Consider the following 22,771-nt stretch of genomic DNA (forward strand, 5'->3'; position numbering starts at 1 on the left):
TTAAATGATTTTGCGCAGATGTTCGGCGAACGCGGCGATCTGTTCTTCACCATCGCCTTCAATAACGATGCGCTGACGCTCGCGTTGTTTCGGTGCGGCGACCTTCTGGACGGAGTACGCGTCTGGCGCACTGAAACCAATATCCGCCGCAGACCAGACCTGCACCGGTTTTTTTGCCGCGCCCAGAATCGCTTTCATCGACGGGATCTGCGGAGAGTTAATGTCTGTGGAGACCGCCACCACCGCAGGCAGGGGAATACTCAGGGTTTCAATTTCATCTTCCAGTTCACGCTCAACGGTAAGCGCACTTTCCGTCAGGGAGAGGATTTTGCTCACGCCGTTGATGGCCGGAATGTTCAGCGTTTCACCCACCAGCAGGCTGACCTGCTGGGCATAAAGGTCGGAGGAACCGTCGCCGCAAACGATCAGATCAAAGCCCGATTTTTGCGCGGCGGCGGCAAGCGCTGCGGCGGTGCGTTGCGGCAAAGCCTGTTCAAACTGGTCGTCTATCACCACGACCAGTTCATCTGGCCCACGGGAGAGCACATCTTTACGCCCTTTGGCGTTGGTCAGCGCCTTGCCGCCTACGCTCATGGCAATCACCTGGGCATCGCTTGCCTGCTGCTTTAACTGGCAGGCAGCTTCAATCGCATTCAGATCGTACTGACTGATTTTGGCATCCGCTTTGCTGATATCTAATGAACCATCGGCATTATTGATCGCAATATCCTGCTCATCAGGCACGCACTTGTAACAAGTAATTATCTTCATTGCATCTCCAGAAATCATGAAGGAAACGTCATCCATATCGGCGGTGTTAAATACAGATATCACGCTCTTTAATTCGGAAATAAAACTTTAATCACCAATATTGAAAATGTCACACGCTGATATTTACAACTTTCAATATTGTTAAGCACCTCACTAATATTGAACAGCCCCCGTAGAACATAAAAATTTTCAATATTGTTTGATGGATCACCAATATTGAATGAGAGATGCACGCAATTCGACCAAAACTCAACGCATCCAATTGTTTTGTATTAATTTTATTTGAAAATCAGGGTCAAAAACACCAGACGAAAAAGTGTGATAAACATAACAGATTACCGCAAAATGAATACCCATTATGAGTTACTCGCCAAAGCGACTCTGAGGTCTAACTGTCATCAGATTATTACTAAGAAAAATAAACAAAATATAACAAACGGGAACGTAACATAAATTTCGTTTTGACACTGGAATTGACTCATGAAAAATGAAAAGAGAAAGTCCGGGATTGAACCTAAGGTTTTTTTCCCGCCGTTAATAATTGTAGGGATACTTTGTTGGCTAACCGTCAGAGATCTCGACGCTGCGAATATTGTTATTAATGCCGTCTTCAGTTATGTCACAAATATCTGGGGTTGGGCATTTGAATGGTACATGGTGGTGATGCTTTTTGGCTGGTTCTGGCTGGTCTTCGGCCCTTACGCTAAAAAAAGATTAGGTGATGAGCCGCCGGAATTCAGCACCGCCAGCTGGATTTTCATGATGTTCGCCTCCTGCACTTCCGCCGCCGTGCTGTTCTGGGGCTCAATCGAAATTTATTATTACATCTCGACGCCGCCCTTTGCTCTGGCACCTGGCTCCAACGGCGCCAAAGAGATCGGCCTCGCCTACAGCCTGTTTCACTGGGGGCCGTTACCGTGGGCGACTTACAGCTTCCTCTCCGTCGCGTTCGCCTACTTCTTTTTTGTTCGCAAAATGGACGTGATTCGTCCCAGCTCCACGCTGGTGCCTTTAGTGGGCGAGAAACACGCGAAAGGGTTATTCGGTACTATTGTCGATAACTTCTATCTGGTGGCGCTGATCTTCGCGATGGGCACCAGCCTCGGCCTGGCGACGCCGCTGGTGACCGAGTGTATGCAGTATCTGTTCGGCATCCCTCATACGCTGGAACTGGACGCCATCATCATTACCTGCTGGATCGTTCTGAACGCCATTTGCGTGGCCTGCGGCCTGCAAAAAGGGGTGAAAATCGCCAGTGACGTGCGTAGCTATCTCAGCTTCCTGATGCTCGGCTGGGTATTTATCGTCAGCGGCGCCAGCTTCATCATGAACTACTTCACCGATTCCGTCGGTATGCTGTTGATGTATCTGCCACGCATGTTGTTCTACACCGATGCGATCGGCAAAGGCGGCTTCCCGCAGGGCTGGACCGTTTTCTACTGGGCATGGTGGGTCATTTACGCCATCCAAATGAGTATCTTCCTCGCGCGTATTTCCCGCGGCCGTACAGTGCGTGAACTGTGCTTTGGGATGGTGCTCGGCCTGACCGCCTCCACCTGGATTCTGTGGACCGTTCTTGGCAGCAACACCCTGCTGCTGATGGATAAAAATATCCTCAATATTCCACAACTTATCGATCAGCACGGCGTGGCGCGCGCCATCATCGAAACCTGGGCCGCACTGCCATTCAGCACGGCTACGATGTGGGGATTCTTCATCCTCTGCTTTATCGCCACCGTCACGCTGATTAACGCCTGCTCCTACACGCTGGCCATGTCCACCTGCCGCGAAGTGCGCGACGGTGAAGAGCCGCCGCTGCTGGTACGTATCGGCTGGTCGGTGCTGGTTGGCGTTATCGGCATCGTCCTGTTAGCGCTCGGCGGGTTAAAACCCATTCAAACCGCGATTATCGCCGGAGGATGCCCGCTGTTCTTCGTCAACATCATGGTAACGCTCTCCTTTATCAAAGACGCCAAAGTGCACTGGAAAGATAAATAAACTCAATAAACTCCTTACAAATGAGGCTGGAAGATGGATTTTAATTTGAATGACGAGCAGGAACTGTTTGTCGCCGGTATTCGTGAACTGATGGCCAGTGAGAACTGGGAAGCCTACTTTGCCGAGTGCGATCGCGACAGCGTCTACCCGGAACGTTTTGTGAAAGCGCTGGCGGATATGGGCATCGACAGCCTGTTGATCCCGGAAGAACACGGCGGGCTGGAAGCCGGTTTCGTCACCGTTGCCGCCGTATGGATGGAACTGGGGCGTCTGGGCGCGCCCACTTACGTGTTGTACCAATTGCCAGGAGGTTTTAACACTTTCCTGCGTGAAGGGACCCAGGAGCAAATTGATAAAATCATGGCGTTCCAGGGAACCGGCAAGCAGATGTGGAACTCGGCGATCACCGAACCGGGAGCGGGATCGGATGTTGGCAGTTTAAAAACTACCTATACCCGTAAAAATGGTAAGGTTTATCTTAACGGCAGCAAGTGTTTCATCACCAGTAGCGCCTACACCCCCTACATCGTGGTGATGGCACGGGACGGCGCCTCCCCGGACAAACCGATTTATACCGAATGGTTTGTCGATATGAGCAAACCCGGCATCAAGGTTAACAAACTTGAGAAGCTCGGCCTGCGCATGGACAGCTGCTGTGAAATCAATTTTGACGATGTTGAGCTGGACGAAAAAGACATGTTCGGCCGGGAAGGTAATGGCTTTAACCGCGTAAAAGAAGAGTTCGACCACGAACGTTTTCTGGTGGCTTTAACCAACTACGGTACGGCGATGTGCGCGTTCGAAGACGCTGCGCGTTACGCCAATCAGCGCGTGCAGTTTGGCGAGACGATCGGCCGCTTCCAGCTGATTCAGGAGAAGTTCGCGCATATGGCGATCAAATTAAACTCCATGAAAAACATGCTGCTGGAAGCCGCGTGGAAAGCGGATAACGGCACCATCACCTCGGGCGATGCCGCGATGTGTAAATACTTCTGCGCCAACGCCGCGTTTGACGTGGTAGACAGCGCCATGCAGGTATTGGGCGGCGTCGGGATTGCGGGCAACCACCGCATTACGCGTTTCTGGCGTGACCTGCGCGTTGACCGCGTCTCCGGCGGCTCTGACGAAATGCAGATCCTGACGCTCGGCCGCGCCGTGCTGAAGCAATACCGTTAAACATTGCCCGGTCCATCGTAGGACGGATAAGGCGTTTACGCCGCCATCCGGCAACATGCCCGGTGGCGCTACGCTTACCGGGCCTACAAACATCGTAGGCCGGATAAGGCGTTTACGCCGCCATCCGGCGATATGCCCGGTGGCGCTGCGCTTGCCGGGCCTACAAACATCGTAGGCCGGATAAGGCGTTTATGCCGCCATCCGGCAATTTGCCCGGTGGCGCTGCGCTTGCCGGGCCTACAAAAAATGCAGGAATTTATTTATGAACCGTTTACCGATGCCCACTTTCGGGCCGCTCGCCGGATTGCGGGTCGTGTTCTCCGGGATTGAAATCGCCGGGCCGTTCGCCGGACAAATGTTCGCAGAGTGGGGAGCGGAAGTGATCTGGATTGAAAACGTCGCCTGGGCCGATACCATTCGCGTCCAGCCGAACTATCCGCAGCTTTCACGCCGAAACTTGCATGCCCTCTCCCTTAACATCTTCAAAGATGAAGGTCGGGAAGCGTTTCTGAAACTCATGGAAACCACTGACATCTTCATCGAAGCCAGCAAAGGCCCGGCGTTTGCCCGTCGCGGAATTACCGATGACGTGCTGTGGGAACACAACCCCAAACTGGTGATCGCCCACCTTTCCGGTTTCGGCCAGTACGGCACGGAGGAGTACACCAACCTCCCGGCTTACAACACCATCGCCCAGGCCTTTAGCGGCTACCTGATTCAGAACGGCGATGTCGATCAACCCATGCCCGCGTTCCCGTATACGGCGGACTATTTTTCCGGGATGACCGCCACCACCGCCGCGCTGGCGGCTTTGCACAGAGTGCGTGAAACCGGCAAAGGCGAGAGCATTGATGTGGCGATGTATGAAGTAATGCTGCGCATGGGTCAGTACTTCATGATGGATTACTTCAACGGCGGCGAAATTTGCCCGCGCATGACCAAAGGCAAAGACCCCTACTACGCCGGATGCGGGCTGTATAAATGCGCAGACGGTTACATCGTGATGGAGCTGGTCGGCATTACGCAGATCAACGAGTGCTTTAAGGATATCGGCCTGGCGCACATTCTGGGTACGCCAGAGGTGCCGGAAGGCACCCAGCTTATCCATCGCGTTGAGTGCCCTTACGGGCCGTTAGTCGAGGAAAAACTGGATGCGTGGCTGGCGACCCGTTCCATCGCCGACGTGCAGGCGCGTTTCGCCGAGCTGAATATCGCCTGCGCGAAAGTGCTGACCATTCCAGAACTGGAAAGCAACCCGCAGTACGTCGCCCGCGAATCCATTACCGAGTGGCACACGATGGATGGCCGCACCTGTAAAGGGCCAAACATCATGCCGAAATTCAAAAACAACCCAGGGAAAATCTGGCGTGGCATGCCGTCGCATGGCATGGACACCGCCGCCATTCTAAAAAACATCGGTTACAACGAAGCAGATATACAGGAACTGGTCAGCAAGGGTCTGGCCAAAGTTGAGGATTAAACGCAAAGCGCTAACCGGTTTATCCGGTTAGCGCGCATGCCTATTTTCGAACGGATAACAGTGCAATGGATATCGTTGGCGGACAAAACTTACGTCAGATGTGGGACGACCTGGCCGAGGTATACGGAAATAAAACGGCGCTTATTTTTGAATCCAGCGAAGGCGTTGTCCGGCAATTCAGCTACGCGTCGCTGAATGAGGAGATCAACCGCACGGCGAACCTTTTCCTCGCCTCAGGCATTCAGAAAGGCGATAACGTCGCGCTGCATCTGGATAACTGCCCGGAGTTCTTTTTCTGCTGGTTTGGTCTGGCCAAAATTGGCGCCATCATGGTGCCGATCAATGCCAGGCTCTTGCGCGAAGAGAGCGCCTGGATTTTACAGAACAGCCGCGCGCAGCTCATCGTCACCAGCGCTGAATTTTATCCGATGTATCGCCAGATACTGCTTGAGGACGATACCCTGCTCAATCATATCTGTCTGATTGGCGAAAATGCGCCCGTTGAAGATAACGTTAGCCATTTTTCTCAATTGAAAGACCAGCAGCCTGCCACATTGTGCTATGCGCCGCCGTTATCCACTGACGACACGGCGGAGATTCTGTTTACTTCTGGCACCACCTCGCGGCCAAAAGGCGTGGTCATTACCCATTACAACCTGCGTTTTGCGGGTTACTACTCCTCCTGGCAGTGTGCGCTGCGTGAAGATGACGTCTATCTGACGGTGATGCCCGCCTTTCATATTGACTGTCAGTGTACTGCGGCAATGGCGGCATTCTCCGCAGGCAGCACCTTTGTGCTGATCGAAAAATACAGCGCCCGCGCGTTCTGGGGACAGGTACGAAAGTATCGCGCCACCGTCACGGAATGTATTCCGATGATGATCAGGACGCTGATGGTGCAGCCCGCTTCCCCGGAAGAGAGGCAGCATTGTCTGCGCGAAGTGATGTTCTATCTCAACCTTTCCGTGCAGGAAAAAGACGCTTTTATTGCACGTTTCGGCGTCCGACTGCTGACCTCTTACGGGATGACGGAAACCATTGTCGGCATTATTGGCGATCGTCCCGGCGATAAACGGCGCTGGCCATCTATTGGTCGCCCTGGATTTTGCTATGAGGCGGACATCCGCGATGAGCAGAACCGCTCGCTGCCCGCCGGAGAAATCGGTGAAATCTGTATTAAAGGCGTGCCGGGAAAAACCCTCTTTAAAGAGTATTACGCCAGGCCGGAAGCCACCGCCAAAGCGCTGGAAGCCAACGGCTGGCTGCATACCGGTGATTCCGGCTATCGGGATGAGGAGGGATTTTTCTATTTCGTTGACAGGCGTTGCAACATGATTAAACGCGGCGGTGAAAATGTCTCCTGCGTCGAACTGGAAAACATTATTTCGGCTCATCCCAAAATTCAGGACATCGTCGTTATTGGTATTCACGATTCGATCCGCGATGAAGCCATTAAAGCCTTTGTGGTGCTTAATGAAGGTGAAACATTAACGGAAGAGGAGTTTTTCGCTTTCTGTGAACAGAATATGGCGAAATTCAAAGTCCCCTCTTTTCTTGAGATAAGAAATGATCTGCCCCGAAACTGTTCAGGAAAAATAATTAAAAAGAACCTGAAATAAGCATTCTTACCCGTCCGATTTTAAATAATGGAGTGAAGATATGAGTGAATCATTACATTTGACCCGTCACGGCCCGATTCTGGAAATTACGCTGGATCGCCCGAAAGCGAATGCAATAGACGCAAAAACCAGTTTTGAGATGGGCGAAGTTTTTCTCAATTTCCGTGACGATCCCGAATTGCGTGTGGCGATCATCACCGGTGGCGGCGAAAAATTCTTCTCCGCAGGCTGGGATTTAAAAGCGGCAGCCGAAGGCGAAGCCCCGGACGCCGATTTTGGCCCCGGCGGGTTTGCCGGTTTAACCGAGATCTTTGACCTGGATAAACCGGTGATTGCCGCCGTTAACGGCTATGCCTTCGGCGGCGGGTTCGAACTGGCGCTGGCGGCGGATTTTATCGTCTGCGCCGATAACGCCAGTTTCGCGCTGCCTGAAGCAAAGCTCGGCATTGTGCCTGACAGCGGCGGCGTGCTGCGCCTGCCTAAGCTGTTGCCGCCTGCTGTCGTCAACGAAATGCTGATGACCGGCAGACGAATGGACGCAGAAGAAGCCTTGCGCTGGGGAATTGTGAACCGGGTTGTCAGCCAGCAAGCGTTAATGGACAGCGCCCGCGAACTGGCGCAACAGTTGGTGAACAGCGCGCCGTTGGCGATCGCCGCCCTCAAAGAGATCTACCGCGCAACCAGCGAAATGCCGGTGGAAGAAGGTTATCGCTACATTCGCAGCGGCGCATTGAAGCACTACCCGTCGGTACTGCACTCTGAAGATGCGATCGAAGGCCCGCAGGCGTTTGCCGAAAAACGCGATCCGGTCTGGAAAGGCCGCTAGCGCCGCGCTGCCGGATGGCGCTAACGCTTATCCGCCTACTGCCGTAGGTCGGATAAGGCGCAGCCGCCATCCGACAACAATCACGGAGGAATAACCATGAGCTATTACGCCTTTGAAGGCCTGATTCCGGTAGTACATCCAGAGGCGTACGTGCATCCCAGCGCCGTGTTGATTGGCGATGTCATCGTCGGCGCCGGCGTCTACATCGGCCCGCTTGCATCGCTGCGCGGCGACTATGGGCGTCTGATTCTTGAGGCGGGCGCTAACCTTCAGGATGGCTGCATCATGCACGGTTATTGCGATACCGACACCATCGTGCATGAAAACGGGCATATCGGGCACGGCGCAATCCTTCACGGCTGCGTGATTGGTCGTGATGCGTTGGTGGGCATGAACAGCGTAATCATGGATGGCGCAATCATCGGCGAAGAGAGTATCGTCGCCGCCATGAGTTTTGTAAAAGCGGGTTTTGTCGGCGCGCCCAGGCAACTGCTGGTTGGCGCGCCTGCGCGCGTCAAACGTGATATCACGGATGAAGAGCTGCACTGGAAAAGGCTCAACACGCAGGAATATCAGGATCTCGCGGTACGCTGTCGGGCATCGCTATGTGAAACGCAACCCTTAACTCAGGTCGAAAAGAACCGGCCGCGCCTGAAAGGCACGACGGAGGTGAAGCCAAAATCGGCGTAGCGCTTTGTGCCGGATCGCGCTAACGCTTATCCGGCCTACGGGTCAACACGCCGTTGCAGGCCGGATAAGGCATTTACGCCATCATCCGGCACACCGACATTACCGACGCATACTTTTTGATAGCATCATCTGCCATTTCTGCTCGCGGTTTAGCTCTGCGGGCGGAACCGGCATTCGCGGGGTTCTCTCCGCTTTTACCATCTTCTCCTGCGCGCTATGACCCAAACGCGCATAGAGCTGCGCGTCAATACGCTTAATACGCACCAGACGCTGGCACTGGCATCCTCGCCCTTCCAGCTGATTAGGGATCGTCCTGGTCTCGCACTCTATTTCCCCCACTTCAGAAAGAATATACGAAACCGTATTAATCGCTTTGCAATAATCCATATTAAATTGCTTCGCGATCTCTTTGGCGCTCACCCACCGGTTTTCTGCCATTACCCAATCAGCAATTAACAAATAAAGTGGTTTCTCAACATATTTTTCACTCATAAGCACACCATTTTACAAATTAAAAATCTTGCTACGGTTCGTTATGGCCTGAATATAAATAACGCCATTAACCATAAATAAATTGTGGATATAAGGGGATAGTATGCGACTTAATTGTTGATTAGTGTGAGCGAAATCGTGCTTGTTACATTGAAAACCACATCCAGGAAGCGTATGTGACCAGGAATGACCTTATGGCGTAAAAAAAGGTTCCTTTGCAGGAACCTTTTTATATCACCAGATAAATGCGTCAGCCGCTTACTTCGTAATTTGCGCGTGCATTTCCTGTACGGAGATCACCTTTTCAGTCGCATCGGCGTTCAGCGCCATCGTCGTGGCGAAGCCACCGTTCAGGGTCGTGTCGTAATGCACTTTATACTGCAACGCGCTGCGGCGAATCAGTTTAGAGTCCTCAATCGCCTGACGACCTGCGGTGGTGTTGATGATGTAGGTGTATTCGCCATTCTTGATACGGTCCTGAATGTGCGGACGACCTTCATGCACCTTGTTGACCAGACGCGGGTTGATACCCGCCTCACCCAGCACAATCGCCGTACCGTGAGTCGCATCCAGTTCGAAGCCCTGTTTCAGCAGCTTCGCCGCCAGGTCCACCACGCGTTCTTTGTCGCCTTCACGAACGGAGAGCAGCGCACGGCCCGATTTCTTCATCGTCGAGCTGCTGCCAAGCTGCGCTTTGGCGAACGCTTCAGCGAAGGTGCGGCCGACGCCCATCACTTCCCCGGTAGAGCGCATTTCTGGCCCTAACAGCGGGTCAACGCCCGGGAATTTGTTGAACGGCAGCACCACTTCTTTCACCGAGTAGTACGGCGGGATGATTTCTTTCGTCACGCCCTGCTCGGTCAGCGATTTGCCCGCCATCACGCGCGCCGCCACTTTCGCCAGCGGTAAGCCGGTCGCTTTGGAGACGAACGGTACGGTACGCGCCGCACGCGGGTTCACTTCAATCAGGTAGACTTCGTTGTCTTTCACCGCGAACTGCACGTTCATCAGACCACGCACCTGCAACTCAAAGGCCAGTTTCTGCACCTGCTGGCGCATCACGTCCTGAATCTCTTTGCTTAACGTGTAGGCCGGCAGAGAACATGCGGAGTCACCGGAGTGCACGCCCGCCTGTTCGATGTGTTCCATGATGCCGCCAATCAGCACCATTTCACCGTCGCAGATAGCATCCACATCCACTTCCACCGCGTCATCAAGGAAGCGGTCCAGCAGTACCGGCGCATCGTTAGAGACGCTGACTGCGGTCTGGAAGTAACGACGCAGGTCAGCTTCGTCGTAAACGATTTCCATCGCGCGGCCGCCCAACACGTAGGACGGGCGAACCACCAGCGGATAACCAATCTCTTTTGCCTTCTCAACGGCCTGTTCAATCGCCGTCACGGTGGCGTTAGCAGGCTGTTTCAGTTTCAGACGGTCAACCGCCTGCTGGAAGCGCTCACGGTCTTCCGCGCGGTCAATCGCATCCGGGCTGGTGCCGATAACCGGCACGCCTGCCGCTTCCAGCGCGCGCGCCAGTTTCAGCGGAGTCTGGCCGCCGTACTGCACGATGACGCCTTTCGGTTTCTCGACGCGCACGATTTCCAGCACATCTTCCAGCGTGACCGGCTCGAAGTACAGGCGGTCGGAGGTGTCGTAGTCGGTGGAGACCGTTTCCGGGTTACAGTTGACCATAATGGTCTCGTAACCGTCTTCGCGCAGCGCCAGCGAGGCGTGTACACAGCAGTAGTCAAATTCAATCCCCTGGCCGATACGGTTCGGGCCGCCGCCGAGCACCATGATTTTGTCGCGATCCTGGTTCGGATTCGCTTCGCACTCATCTTCATAAGTGGAGTACATGTAGGCGGTGTCGGTAGCAAATTCCGCCGCACAGGTGTCCACGCGCTTGTAAACCGGGTGCAGGTTGAACTGGTCGCGTAGTTTGCGCACTTCCGCTTCGCGCACGCCCGCCAGTTTAGCCAGGCGCGCATCGGCGAAGCCTTTGCGCTTCAGCATCCGCAGGAAGTCAGCGTCGAGACCGGTGATGCCAAGCTCTGCCACTTTCTCTTCCAGACGAACCAGTTCCTCAATCTGCACCAGGAACCAGCGGTCGATGTTGGTCAGGTTAAAGACGCCATCGACAGACAGCCCCGCGCGAAACGCATCAGCGATGTACCAGATACGCTCGGCGCCCGCATCTTTCAGCTCGCGACGAATTTTGGTCAGCGCTTCCGGGTCATCCAGGCTCACTTTCGGGTCAAAACCAGCGGCGCCCACTTCCAGGCCGCGCAGCGCTTTCTGTAAGGATTCCTGCTGAGTGCGGCCAATCGCCATCACTTCGCCGACGGATTTCATCTGGGTGGTGAGACGGTCGTTGCTGCCCGCGAATTTTTCAAAGTTGAAGCGAGGAATTTTGGTGACAACGTAGTCGATGGACGGTTCGAACGATGCCGGAGTACGGCCGCCGGTGATGTCGTTCATCAGTTCATCGAGGGTGTAACCCACCGCCAGTTTCGCCGCCACTTTGGCAATCGGGAAGCCGGTGGCTTTTGACGCCAGCGCCGAGGAGCGGGAGACGCGCGGGTTCATTTCGATGACAATCAGACGACCGTTTTTCGGGTTCACCGCAAACTGAACGTTGGAACCGCCGGTTTCCACGCCGATTTCACGCAGTACCGCCATCGAGGCGTTACGCATGATTTGGTACTCTTTGTCCGTCAGCGTTTGCGCCGGAGCCACCGTGATGGAATCACCGGTGTGAATGCCCATCGCGTCAAAGTTCTCAATGGAGCAGACGATAATGCAGTTGTCGTTCTTATCACGCACTACTTCCATTTCGTACTCTTTCCAGCCAATCAGCGACTCATCAATCAGCAGTTCGTTGGTTGGGGAGAGATCCAGACCGCGCGCGCAAATTTCTTCGAACTCTTCGCGGTTGTAGGCAATACCACCGCCGGTGCCGCCCATCGTAAAGGATGGACGGATAATGCACGGATAACCGACGTCAGCGGCAACCGCCAGCGCCTCTTCCATCGTATGCGCAATACCGGAGCGGGCAGTGTCGAGGCCGATTTTCTTCATCGCCACGTCGAAACGGCGGCGGTCTTCGGCTTTATCAATCGCATCGGCAGTGGCGCCAATCATGGTCACGCCGAACTCTGCCAGCACGCCCTGACGCTCCAGCTCCAGCGCGCAGTTCAGCGCCGTCTGGCCGCCCATCGTCGGCAGCACCGCATCCGGGCGCTCTTTCTCAATAATTTTACGCACCACTTCCCAGTGAATCGGCTCGATGTAGGTCGCATCGGCCATTTCCGGGTCGGTCATGATGGTCGCGGGGTTAGAGTTCACCAGGATGACGCGATAACCTTCTTCACGCAGCGCTTTACACGCCTGGGCGCCAGAGTAGTCAAACTCACACGCCTGGCCGATAACAATCGGGCCCGCACCCAGAATCAGGATACTTTTTATGTCTGTACGTTTTGGCATGGCTCTGTTTACTCCTGATTATTTCGCGGACTGACGGTACTGCTCAATTAACTCGATAAAGTGGTCGAACAATGGCGCGGCATCATGCGGGCCAGGGCTCGCCTCAGGGTGCCCCTGGAAGCTGAACGCCGGTTTATCGGTACGATGAATCCCTTGCAGAGTGCCGTCGAACAGCGATTTGTGCGTCACTCGCAGATTTGCAGGCATAGAAGCCTCATCCACCGCAAAACCGTGGTTCTGCGCCGTAATCATCACGGTATTGTTATCGATATCTTTTACCGGATGGTTACCGCCGTGGTGGCCGAACTTCATCTTGATGGTTTTCGCGCCGCTCGCCAGCGCCAGCAGCTGATGGCCGAGGCAGATGCCGAAAACCGGAATATCGGTTTCGAGGAATGCCTGAATCGCCTCGATAGCGTAGTCGCACGGCGCCGGATCGCCAGGGCCGTTAGAGAGGAAGATACCGTCCGGGTTCATCTTCAGCACCTCTTCGGCGGAGGTCTTCGCCGGAACCACCGTCAGGCGGCAGCCTCTGTCTACCAGCATACGCAGGATGTTGCGTTTCGCGCCGTAGTCGTAAGCCACAACGTGGAACGGCAGGTCAGTTTCTGATTTGGCTTCCGGCAGGTCGTCTGCAAGCGTCCAGCTTCCCTGCGTCCAGCTATAGGATTCAGCGGTGGTCACTTCTTTCGCCAGATCCATTCCGTTGAGGCCCGGGAAGGCTTTCGCTTTCTCCAGCGCCAGTGCCGCATCCGGGTTATCACCCGCGATAATGCAGCCGTTCTGTGCGCCCTTCTCACGCAGCAGGCGCGTCAGCTTACGGGTATCAATATCGGCAATAGCCACGATGTTATGGCGTTTCAGGTAAGAAGAGAGGTCTTCAGTATTGCGGAAGTTGCTGGCAATCAGCGGCAGATCGCGAATGACCAGACCTTGCGCATGAACCTGAGAGGATTCTTCATCGGCTTCATTGGTACCGACATTACCGATATGAGGATAAGTAAGAGTGACAATTTGGCGGGAATAGGAAGGATCAGTGAGGATTTCTTGATAACCGGTCATTGAAGTATTGAAAACGACTTCCCCAACCGCCGAACCTGTTGCCCCTATGGCCCGACCGTGAAACTGGGTTCCGTCTTCCAGAACCAATAGCGCTGACTTAATCAAAACACCCTCCAGAGAATATTCACTCACTTTATTTGCATATTAATTCATTTGTATAACCTGAATCAATGCAAATCTGCTTACCCGTGGATTTCTGGCAAACGGCGGCATTCTGAAGATAAGGCGGGTAAAAGTCAACTTAAAGGCGGTATTTTTTGTATTGTTTTACGACTCAGGGAAGGATGTTCTGATTTAACAGGCAAAAAGATCAGCTAACTTGTCCTGGAAAACGCTTGCGTGGCTGAAAGAATGCATTATGAAACCAGTGAGAAGAAAAAAGTGGACCATTTGGTCAAAATTTACATAAAAGCAACAAATAAACAGAAGAAAACAGATAAATTCACGAGTTTAAATAAAAAATAGAAAGATAAAGTTAAAAATAATAGGGCAATAAATTATTGCCCCATGTAATCAACAAATTATGATTACCATAACCACATCACGAAGGGTAAAAACAAGCTATAAATTGTTTAAATCCAGCACATCTCGCATATCAAAAAGACCATTTGGCTTTGATTTTAGCCAGATAGCCGATCTGACCGCGCCATTCGCAAACGTCATACGGCTGGAGGCCTTATGCGTGATTTCAATACGTTCACCGATATCAGCAAACATCGCGGTATGTTCACCCACAATGTCGCCAGCACGAACCGTCGCAAAACCGATGGTGCCCGGCACGCGTTCGCCGGTATAACCTTCACGACTGTATACCGCACACGCTTTCAGATCTTTGTCCAGCGCGTGGGCGATCGCTTCCCCCATCGCCAGCGCGGTGCCTGACGGCGCATCCACTTTATGGCGATGGTGCGCTTCGATAATTTCAATATCGGTATAGTCGCCCATCACTTTCGCCGCTTTCTCAAGTAGCTTCAGCATGACGTTAACACCGACGCTAAAGTTGGCGGCGAACACAATGCCGATATCCTGCGCGGCATCGCGAATGGCCTGCTTGCCTGCGTCATCAAATCCCGTCGTGCCAATGACGATGCCTTTACCGTGCTGACGGCAAAACGCCAGGTGCGCCAGCGTCCCTTCCGGGCGAGTAAAATCGATAAAGATGTCAAAATCATCTTTTACCGCTTCCAGGCTACTTTGCACGGTGACGCCCGTTTTCCCTGCGCCTGCTAATTCACCGGCATCGCTGCCCAGTAATGAAGAACCTTCCCGCTCCAGCGCCGCGCCGAGTTGAACGCCGTCCATCCCCAGGGCGGCCTGAATCAGCTGACGTCCCATGCGTCCCCCGGCTCCCGCGATGGCAACGCGGATTTGTGCATCATGCATAGCTATTCTCTTTTGTTAATTTTGCGTAAATCGTTTTCAGATTAACCAGCGCCACGCCGCGCCGCTAGCCAAAAACGTCGATAATTAGAATTTAATGATAAACAGGGAGAGATATCAGTAAAAGCTATATGCGGGAAAAGCGGGACATCGCAGGCAACTCTGCCTGCGATCAAGAGCAAATGGACGCTATTCAATGGAATAGTTAATGATGAGCTGCCCTTTCTTCATTTTGATCCCACCGATCGTTATACGACCAAGTTGGCCGAGCGAAGTGACATGTGTTCCTCCACAGAAGTACATCGGAAGTTCGCCAAACCCCACTTTACGTCGCTCACCGTCAAACTCAATTCGGCGGGCATAATCCTTCGCCTGCCACTGCTCAATACACGCCAGCAGATTTTCAGCATCAGGAAGACGAGCATGTTCACCTGCTGAAAAGGTAATGCGCCCCTCACCCGGCCAGTGGTGCGCTTTCACTGGCGACCAACCCCATGTTTCTCCCGCACACCCGATAAGATGGCCTGCTGAATGCAGACGAGAGTTGAGCAAACGTGTCTGTGCATCGACTTTTAGCTGCACCACTCCCGCTGCAACGGGTTGCGGCAGAATATGTATAATTTGATTATCACGTAACATGATTCCGCAAACTGGAATATCCGCAATCCAGCCTTTGTCTGCGGGTTGTCCACCTCCCTGAGGGTGGAATAATGTTTTATCGAGCGTAACGGCATACAAGCCATCCATTTGTGGAGAGCACCCCGTCACACATGCCATGCCTTCTGTATCATCGGTGTTGTAATAAAGACGTTCTGTCATATGTCCTCCTGTCGTGAAGGGCAGTATATTATTTATCCCGGAGCAGATAATCCGCCTGCCCGGCAATGAATCTTTGCCTGAGAAACACAAATGAATTTGACACTCCTTCCCGATCTGGCCACTTTTGTGTTGATTGTTGATCACGGTAGCTTTTCTGCCGCAGCGCGCGCAGCAGGTGTGACCCCATCAGCCATGAGCCGCAGCGTTTCACGCCTTGAACGCGAAACGGGCAGCCAGTTGTTGCATCGTTCAACACGTAAGCTGGCATTAAGTGAAACAGGAAAGATGGTGTATGAACATGCGAAAATGATGCTGGAAGCAGCGCGACAGGCCATTGATTCCGGGGGAAGCGTACAACACGTTCCTCAGGGAAAGATTACGCTCAGCGTCCCCAAAGCCGTCGGACGCTTCGTTATTCATCCACTGATCCCGCAATTTCTTGAACGTTTTCCCCTGGTTGATGTTTGCCTGAGGCTCGAAGACCGCTATATGGATCTCATTGATGATGGTGTCGATCTGGCGCTGCAAATCACCAATACCCCCTCGCCCGGGTTGCATGGCAAGCCGTTAATGCCAATCACCCACATCCTCTGCGCCACGCCAGAGTATCTGCAAAAGCAGGGGACACCGACGCACCCGGAAGATTTACGTCAGCACAGTTGCATTAGCCTCGGAGAGACGCCAACGGACTCACGCTGGAAATTTCGTAAACAAGGCAAGACAGAAGTCGTTCAAACAACGGGGCGCTATGCGGCTAATCATACGGGTGTAAGACTGGACGCAGTAAAGCGCCATCTGGGAATTGGCAGTCTCCCTGCATTCACGGCCAGAGAAGCGTTACAAGACGGCGAAATCATGCAGGTGTTGCCGGAGTGGACGTTTATCAGCAACTACTCCGGCGAGCTATGGCTTTTGTGGGCTGGAAACAAGCATATGCCTCTCAAAATACGGGCCATGATTGATTACCTTAGCCAACAACTAAAATCCTAGCCTAGGGCGCCAGCGCCAGCACGTCGGCGACCCACTGCTGGAAGCCAGCTACATCAATCTCCAGCGCCACCTGCACGTTAGGGCTTTTACCCAGCCGGCCTTCAATATCAACAACCGTTGTGCCTGCGGTGTATTCCCCCTGCGTCTCTACCGCGACAAAACAGGGTTTAACGGTGAACAGATCCGGGCGAACCAGCCAGGCAATGGCGCAGAGATCATGCATGCGCAGCCCGGTGTTCATGCTACCGCTGCGGTAGTGACTAAACAATGCATGCAGCATTTTTCCCGTCCGGTTAAGTTCGGGCAGTTTTGCCAGATAATCCGGCGCCAGCAGGGCCTGGTTGGTCACGTCCAGCCCGCACATCACAATCTCTATCCCACTCTGGAAAACGCGGGAAGCGGCTTCCGGGTCGACGGCAATATTGAATTCGGCGTTCGGCGTAAAGTTCCCCCGCCCCGCAGAACCGCCCATGATCACCAGACGACGAATGTTAAAAGCGCATTCCGGGTAGTGAGTCAGCAGCAGCGCAATATTGGTCAACGGGCCGATCGCGACCAGCGTGACGGGTTCCGGGGCGCTCATCAGGGCATCCCGAATGGCGATAAAGGCCGGTTTTGCCAATGGCTGGCAATCATGGGCGACAAAGTCATAGCCTTCCATGCCCGACTCGCCGTGGACGTAAGCAGCATCGCGCAACGGGCGCAGCAGCGGCGTGGCGGCCCCCTGCGCCAGCGGGATATCCATGTTCCAGAAATGCAGCAGTTGCAGCGCGTTGCGGGTGGTTTTCTCTACGGAGACATTCCCCGCGACGGTGGTCATCAGTTGCAGGTCAAGCTGCGGGGCAAACAGGGCGGCGGCGATGGCGGCGGCATCGTCGATACCCGGATCGGTGTCCAGAATAATGGGCAGGCGCATGTTTCCTCCATAAAAAGATGACAAGCTCCAGGGTTGGCATCCGATTATTGGCAAACCTTTTGCCGGTTGGCAAGCGACCGACCGACAAAAGGAGACGAAACAAAATTTGTCATTAATCCCATACGCCAAAACGTGTTGGCTCATCGTATTAATGCGCCGCCGCAAAGGCCTGTAGCGGGGCTTCCATAATGACATTACTCAGATGGCCAATGTGCTCAATCTCCACCTCAATACGATCGCCTTCCTGCATGAATAACGGCGGATTCCTCTTTTTCCCTACGCCGCCCGGCGAGCCCGTAATGATGACGTCACCGGAATTAAGACGGGTGAAAGTGCTTATATACTCAATTAATTCAGCAACTTTATGGATCATACTGCTGGTGTTATCTTCCTGTACCATGCGGCCGTTGAGCCAGGTGCGGATCGCCAGCTGATGCGGGTCGGGAATTTCATCGGCAGTGACCATCCACGGGCCAAAAGCGCCGGTCTGCCGCCAGTTTTTCCCCGCAGTAAACCAGCTGTGCTGCCAGTCGCGTGCGGAGCCATCCATATAGCAGCTGTATCCGGCGACATGGTCAAGCGCATGGTCGCGGGAGATATTCTCGCCACCGTTACCTATGATCACCGCCAGCTCCCCCTCGTAATCAAACTCATGCGAATGACGTGGCTTGAGTACCGGCATGTTGTGCCCGGTTTGCGAATCCGCAAAACGAACAAACAGCGTCGGCGCGGGGTCATGCTGATCGAACTCCTGGCGCTTTTCGGCGTAGTTCATGCCGACACAGAGTATTTTTTCCGGTCGCTCTATTACCGGTAAAAAGGTGATTGCATCCATTTTTAGATCGACCGGCGCCTGCGCGAAGCGCCGCGCCTGCTCCAGACCATCCCCCTGCAATAGCGCCTTCAGGTCCCGATACTGGTCGCCGATGCGGTTCCCCAAATCAATAACGCCTCCGGCAGTAACGATGCCATAGCTGCGAGTGCCCTGATAAAGAAAGCTTGCGAGTTTCATAATTATCAATCCTGCATACTTCAATTAAATAAGAAAGTTACCCAGCACCAGCAGCGAAATGGAAACATTTATCGCCCCACCGATACGCGTCGCAATTTGTGCGAATGGCATCAGGCTCATGCGGTTGCCTGCGGTTAAAATCGCTACGTCGCCCGTACCGCCTTGCCCACTCTGACAGCAGGAGACAATGGCGACATCAATAGGATGCATACCGATTTTTTTACCGACAAAGAATCCTGTCGCGACCAGCGCAGCAACGGTACTGATAATGACCAGAAGATTGGTCAGGGTGAAGGCGTTCACCAGCTCCTCCCACGGCGTAATGGCTACGCCAACCGCGAACAGAATGGGATAAGTCACTGAAGTCTGGAAGAATTTGTACACCACTTGCGAGCCTTCAAGAACGCGGGGCGATACGCCGTTAACTAACTTGACCAGCACAGCCACAAACAACATGCCAACCGGTGCGGGCAAGCCAATCAGCTTGTGCCCTAACATCCCCAGCATATAGAGCAGTATCGCCAGCAGCGCGCCTGCGGCAATCGTGGTCACATCCGTTTTGCCAGAGACGCCTTCCGCCAGTGACGGCGATTGTTCATCGGCATTCGCACGGTTTGGCATCAATTGACCTTCGCCGGTCAGATGCGGGAAGCGCTTGCCCAGTTGGTTCAGGCAGCCGGAGATGATAATGGCGGTCAGACTGCCCAGCATCACCATCGGTAAGATACGACCAAGCGCCACCCCTTGATCCATGTGTAACAGGGTCGCATAGCCAATTGAAAGCGGAATGGCGCCTTCGCCAACGCCGCCGGCCATGATGGGTAAAATAATAAAGAAGAAAATCTGAAAGGGTTCGAGGCCAAGCGCCAGGCCGACGCCCATACCAACAACCATGCCGACGATTTCACCGCATAACATTGGGAAGAAAATACGCAGGAAACCCTGAATCAGCACGGTGCGATTCATACTCATAATACTGCCGACGATAATGCAGCAGATATAGAGATACAGGATGTTGGTAGATTTATAGAATTTGGTCGTCGACTCCACCACCACATCCGGCAGCAGGCCATAGTAAACTAACGCGGAAGGAATAAAGGTCGCGCAAATTGCGGCGGCCCCCAGTTTGCCGACGATGGGCAAACGCTTCCCAAACTCTCCGCAGGCAAAGCCAAAAAAAGCCAGCGTGGCGACCATCACGACAATATCGCTCGGCAGCTTCCCGCCCAGGCAATCAATCGCGATTAATGCGCCGGCCAACAAAAACATCGGTAATGGAATAATACCGATTTTCCATGTATCCATAATGTGCCACCAGCGCTCTTTAAGTGACAAGCGCTGAATGTTTAACGGTTCATGAGTAACAGAGAAAGAATCATCAGTCGTGCTCATTATTAAGCCCTCGGTTATTTTTCAGGGTTAGTTTATGGGCTTCAATATTTACTTTGTGTGAGTACTGACGAATTCAAAAAGAAGTTTTAATGGTCTCTATAGTTTTAATGGTTTCTATTATTTTATGTGATTTATCTCTTATTTAACGCCGTGGTTTTTATGGTTTCTTTTCAGCGCGTATTTAAAGCAACGTTTGGCAACACCGTTGCGCCTGCGCGCTGCCTACTGAAATATATTCTGCTGTGCAAAAGATCACAGGTTTCTGGCAAAATCGCTTCATTCAGGCCAAAAGATGATACAGTGACGTATCCCTGATGACGATGCCTGAACATTATGAAAGTTTCATTTCAGATCAAACTGTTTATATCGCTGATTGCTTTTTTCTCCATATTATTTGCCTTACTGGGTGGATACTATTATATGCACGTAGAAAAACAGCTTTATCAGGAGATGGGAGCCAGGGCGAAAATACAGGCGGAAGAAATTGCGCTTATTCCGAATTTGCGAAAAGAAGTCGTAGAAAGAGATACCACGGCGATTCATCAATTTATGCAAAAAATAGCCGCGCATAGCGACGCCAGTTTTATTGTTATCGGAGATAAAGAAGGCATCCATCTGTTTCATTCGGTTTATGCCGACAGAGTAGGAAAAAAGCTGGTTGGCGACGATAACACTGAAGTGCTTCACGGAAAGAGCACCACGACAATTCGCCGTGGCGGCCTGGGCATCTCCCTGCGCAGTAAAGCGCCCATTGTTGACGATCAGGGCGAGGTTATTGGTATCGTCTCCGTTGGATACCTCACCAGTTACCTCAACACTATTACGGTGAATAAAGCCGTCAGTATCCTGGTTGCCGCCATCCTGCTGCTGATATCCCTTTTTGTCTTTTCCTGGTTCTTCACCCGCAGTATTAAAAAACAGATTTTTTCACTGGAGCCGCGAGAGATAGGCCTGCTGGTTCGTCAGCAAAAAGCGATGATGGAATCGATTTATGAAGGGGTAATCGCCATTGATAATAATTTGCACATTGAGGTGATCAATCAGGCTGCCCGCGAGCTGCTGGGTTTAGGCCAGCCTGCGCAGGCGATACGCGGTCAACACATTACCGAAGTGATTACGCCATCCCCCTTCTTCCTTAAAGAGGTAATGCTGAAGAATGACACTCATGATGAAATCTGCCGTTTCAATGAATTGACGGTTATCGCCAGCCGGGTGCGCATCATGCTGGAGAACTCGCTTCAGGGATGGGTGATAACCTTCCGCGATCGCAATGAAATAGACAGTTTGAGCGCTCAGCTAAGCCAGGTAAAACGTTACGTAGATAATTTGCGCATCATGCGCCACGAGCAGCTCAATTGCATGACGACCCTTTCTGGTTTACTGCATATGGGTCGTTACAATGAAGCCATTGATTATATTCAGGCCCAGTCGGAACATGCCCAGGAGCTGCTGGACTTTATCTCATCGCGCTTCAGTTCACCGACGTTGTGCGGCCTGTTGTTAGGTAAAGCGGCAAGAGCGGGTGAAAAAGGGGTGGAACTGAATTTCGATCCCAGTTGCCGGATGGATAGGCCTTTTCCGCCACTTGCGGAATCAGAACTGATTTCGATCCTGGGCAATTTACTCGATAACGCGATCGAAGCAACGCAGCGATCGCCATTACCGCATGCGCCAGTGGACGTGCTGATCAGACTCAACGAGCATGAGCTGATTATCGAAGTGGCCGATCAGGGAGTCGGTATTAAACCGGAGATTCGCGAGCATATTTTCGAACGTGGCGTCACCACGAAAACCCGGGGCGATCATGGCATTGGATTGTATCTGATTGAAAGTTATGTCACTCAGGCGGGAGGGGTGATAGAAGTCGCTGATAATTCGCCGCGCGGCGCCATATTTACGTTGTTTATTCCCGCTACGGGAATTTCCCGCAGTCCCGTACAGGAACTGGAAGGTACCGATTATGCAACCTGAACTTATCGATGTCCTGATCGTTGAGGACGAGAACGAACTGGCGCAGCTGCACGCTGAACTGATCGACAAACATCCGAGACTCCGACTGGCAGGCATTGCCTCCACGCTTGCCGATGCCCGGCAAAAACTCAACCAGCTGCGGCCTCAGCTACTGCTGCTGGACAACTATCTACCGGATGGTAAGGGTATTACGCTCATCAGCGATCCGTTAGTCATGAACACGAATTGCTCAGTGATCTTTATTACTGCCGCCAGTGATATGGATACCTGTAGCCTGGCGATTCGCAACGGCGCGTTTGACTATATCCTGAAGCCAATCTCGTGGAAACGGCTCAGCCAGTCGCTGGAACGTTTTGTCCAGTTTGCCGAACAGCAGCGGGTATGGAAAATTGTCGATCAGCAAAACGTCGATTCACTCTACCTGTTACAGGCGAAGAATTACCGTCAGGAGAATAGCAGTAAGGGGATTGAAGAAATCACGCTGGCGCTGGTGCAGAAGCTTTTTACAGAAAACAGCACGCGCAGCTTCTCCGTTGACGATGTGGTTGCCGGAACGGGGTTAAGTAAAACCACGGCACGCCGCTATGTTGAACACGGTGTCGAGACGGGTTTTCTTCGCGTCGAAATGCTGTATGGCAAGCCAGGGCATCCGCGCAGGATGTATCGCCTGAGCGAAACGTAATGGCATAAAAGA

At 53.0% G+C, this 22,771-nt stretch carries 18 protein-coding genes; 9 read left to right on the forward strand and 9 right to left on the reverse strand.

Going from position 1 to position 22,771, the window contains the following annotated elements; all coding sequences use genetic code 11:
* Complete coding sequence (locus OGX81_RS01605) at positions 1-771, reverse strand: electron transfer flavoprotein FixA (protein WP_110123689.1); 771 nt, start codon at positions 769-771, stop codon at positions 1-3.
* A 480-nt stretch (positions 772-1,251) separates the two neighbouring features.
* Between OGX81_RS01605 and caiT the strand changes: the two genes are divergently transcribed.
* From caiT to caiE, 6 genes are all read left to right on the forward strand, one after another.
* Entirely contained in the window at positions 1,252-2,769 is a 1,518-nt protein-coding gene (gene caiT, locus OGX81_RS01610) for an L-carnitine/gamma-butyrobetaine antiporter (RefSeq protein ID WP_104867786.1), read from the forward strand.
* Between the two features lie 33 nt (positions 2,770-2,802).
* Complete coding sequence (gene caiA, locus OGX81_RS01615; RefSeq protein ID WP_012134130.1) at positions 2,803-3,945, forward strand: crotonobetainyl-CoA dehydrogenase; 1,143 nt, start codon at positions 2,803-2,805, stop codon at positions 3,943-3,945.
* A gap of 262 nt (positions 3,946-4,207) precedes the next feature.
* Entirely contained in the window at positions 4,208-5,425 is a 1,218-nt protein-coding gene (gene caiB, locus OGX81_RS01620) for an L-carnitine CoA-transferase (protein ID WP_024130718.1), read from the forward strand.
* Positions 5,426-5,490: 65 nt separating this feature from the next.
* Positions 5,491-7,044 carry a crotonobetaine/carnitine-CoA ligase gene (gene caiC, locus OGX81_RS01625; protein WP_058668555.1) on the forward strand — a complete coding sequence of 518 codons (1,554 nt, stop codon included), beginning with the start codon at positions 5,491-5,493 and terminating at the stop codon, positions 7,042-7,044.
* 40 nt (positions 7,045-7,084) lie between these two features.
* Positions 7,085-7,870: a crotonobetainyl-CoA hydratase gene (gene caiD, locus OGX81_RS01630; protein ID WP_049010175.1), complete on the forward strand. Its 786-nt coding sequence runs from the start codon at positions 7,085-7,087 to the stop codon at positions 7,868-7,870.
* A gap of 96 nt (positions 7,871-7,966) precedes the next feature.
* Complete coding sequence (gene caiE / locus OGX81_RS01635; RefSeq protein ID WP_049010174.1) at positions 7,967-8,560, forward strand: carnitine operon protein CaiE; 594 nt, start codon at positions 7,967-7,969, stop codon at positions 8,558-8,560.
* Between the two features lie 99 nt (positions 8,561-8,659).
* Here caiE and caiF read toward each other — a convergent pair whose 3' ends face one another.
* From caiF to OGX81_RS01660, 5 genes are all read right to left on the reverse strand, one after another.
* On the reverse strand, positions 8,660-9,052 hold the full coding sequence (caiF, locus tag OGX81_RS01640) for a carnitine metabolism transcriptional regulator CaiF (RefSeq protein WP_012134135.1): 393 nt from the start codon (positions 9,050-9,052) through the stop codon (positions 8,660-8,662).
* A 258-nt stretch (positions 9,053-9,310) separates the two neighbouring features.
* Complete coding sequence (gene carB / locus OGX81_RS01645) at positions 9,311-12,535, reverse strand: carbamoyl-phosphate synthase large subunit (RefSeq protein ID WP_012134136.1); 3,225 nt, start codon at positions 12,533-12,535, stop codon at positions 9,311-9,313.
* A gap of 18 nt (positions 12,536-12,553) precedes the next feature.
* The gene (gene carA / locus OGX81_RS01650; RefSeq protein ID WP_024130719.1) at positions 12,554-13,702 is read right to left on the reverse strand and encodes a glutamine-hydrolyzing carbamoyl-phosphate synthase small subunit; all 1,149 of its coding nucleotides are present in this window, start codon (positions 13,700-13,702) and stop codon (positions 12,554-12,556) included.
* A gap of 456 nt (positions 13,703-14,158) precedes the next feature.
* Complete coding sequence (dapB, locus tag OGX81_RS01655) at positions 14,159-14,980, reverse strand: 4-hydroxy-tetrahydrodipicolinate reductase (protein ID WP_049010172.1); 822 nt, start codon at positions 14,978-14,980, stop codon at positions 14,159-14,161.
* A 186-nt stretch (positions 14,981-15,166) separates the two neighbouring features.
* Entirely contained in the window at positions 15,167-15,796 is a 630-nt protein-coding gene (locus tag OGX81_RS01660) for an alanyl-tRNA editing protein (protein ID WP_168190569.1), read from the reverse strand.
* A 90-nt stretch (positions 15,797-15,886) separates the two neighbouring features.
* Between OGX81_RS01660 and OGX81_RS01665 the strand changes: the two genes are divergently transcribed.
* Complete coding sequence (locus OGX81_RS01665; RefSeq protein WP_012134142.1) at positions 15,887-16,786, forward strand: LysR family transcriptional regulator; 900 nt, start codon at positions 15,887-15,889, stop codon at positions 16,784-16,786.
* Position 16,787: 1 nt separating this feature from the next.
* Here OGX81_RS01665 and rihC read toward each other — a convergent pair whose 3' ends face one another.
* From rihC to OGX81_RS01680, 3 genes are all read right to left on the reverse strand, one after another.
* A complete protein-coding gene (gene rihC / locus OGX81_RS01670) occupies positions 16,788-17,702 on the reverse strand; it encodes a ribonucleoside hydrolase RihC (protein WP_104867788.1) in 915 nt (304 codons plus the stop codon).
* Positions 17,703-17,850: 148 nt separating this feature from the next.
* Complete coding sequence (locus tag OGX81_RS01675; RefSeq protein ID WP_024130722.1) at positions 17,851-18,714, reverse strand: fumarylacetoacetate hydrolase family protein; 864 nt, start codon at positions 18,712-18,714, stop codon at positions 17,851-17,853.
* Between the two features lie 24 nt (positions 18,715-18,738).
* Positions 18,739-20,106: a 2-hydroxycarboxylate transporter family protein gene (locus OGX81_RS01680; RefSeq protein WP_012134145.1), complete on the reverse strand. Its 1,368-nt coding sequence runs from the start codon at positions 20,104-20,106 to the stop codon at positions 18,739-18,741.
* 333 nt (positions 20,107-20,439) lie between these two features.
* On the opposite strand from OGX81_RS01680, the gene OGX81_RS01685 reads away from it, so the two are divergent.
* Both OGX81_RS01685 and OGX81_RS01690 read left to right on the forward strand, forming a co-directional pair.
* Positions 20,440-22,077, forward strand: coding sequence for an ATP-binding protein (locus OGX81_RS01685; RefSeq protein ID WP_012134147.1), 1,638 nt, complete (start codon positions 20,440-20,442; stop codon positions 22,075-22,077).
* Positions 22,067-22,759, forward strand: coding sequence for a response regulator (locus OGX81_RS01690; RefSeq protein WP_012134148.1), 693 nt, complete (start codon positions 22,067-22,069; stop codon positions 22,757-22,759). Before OGX81_RS01685 ends, OGX81_RS01690 begins: the two co-directional genes overlap by 11 nt.
* The last annotated feature ends 12 nt before the right edge of the window (positions 22,760-22,771 follow it).

Origin of the sequence: Citrobacter sp. CK206 (genome assembly GCF_030333125.1) — a bacterium.
GTDB classification, from domain to species: Bacteria; Pseudomonadota; Gammaproteobacteria; order Enterobacterales; family Enterobacteriaceae; genus Citrobacter_B; species Citrobacter_B koseri.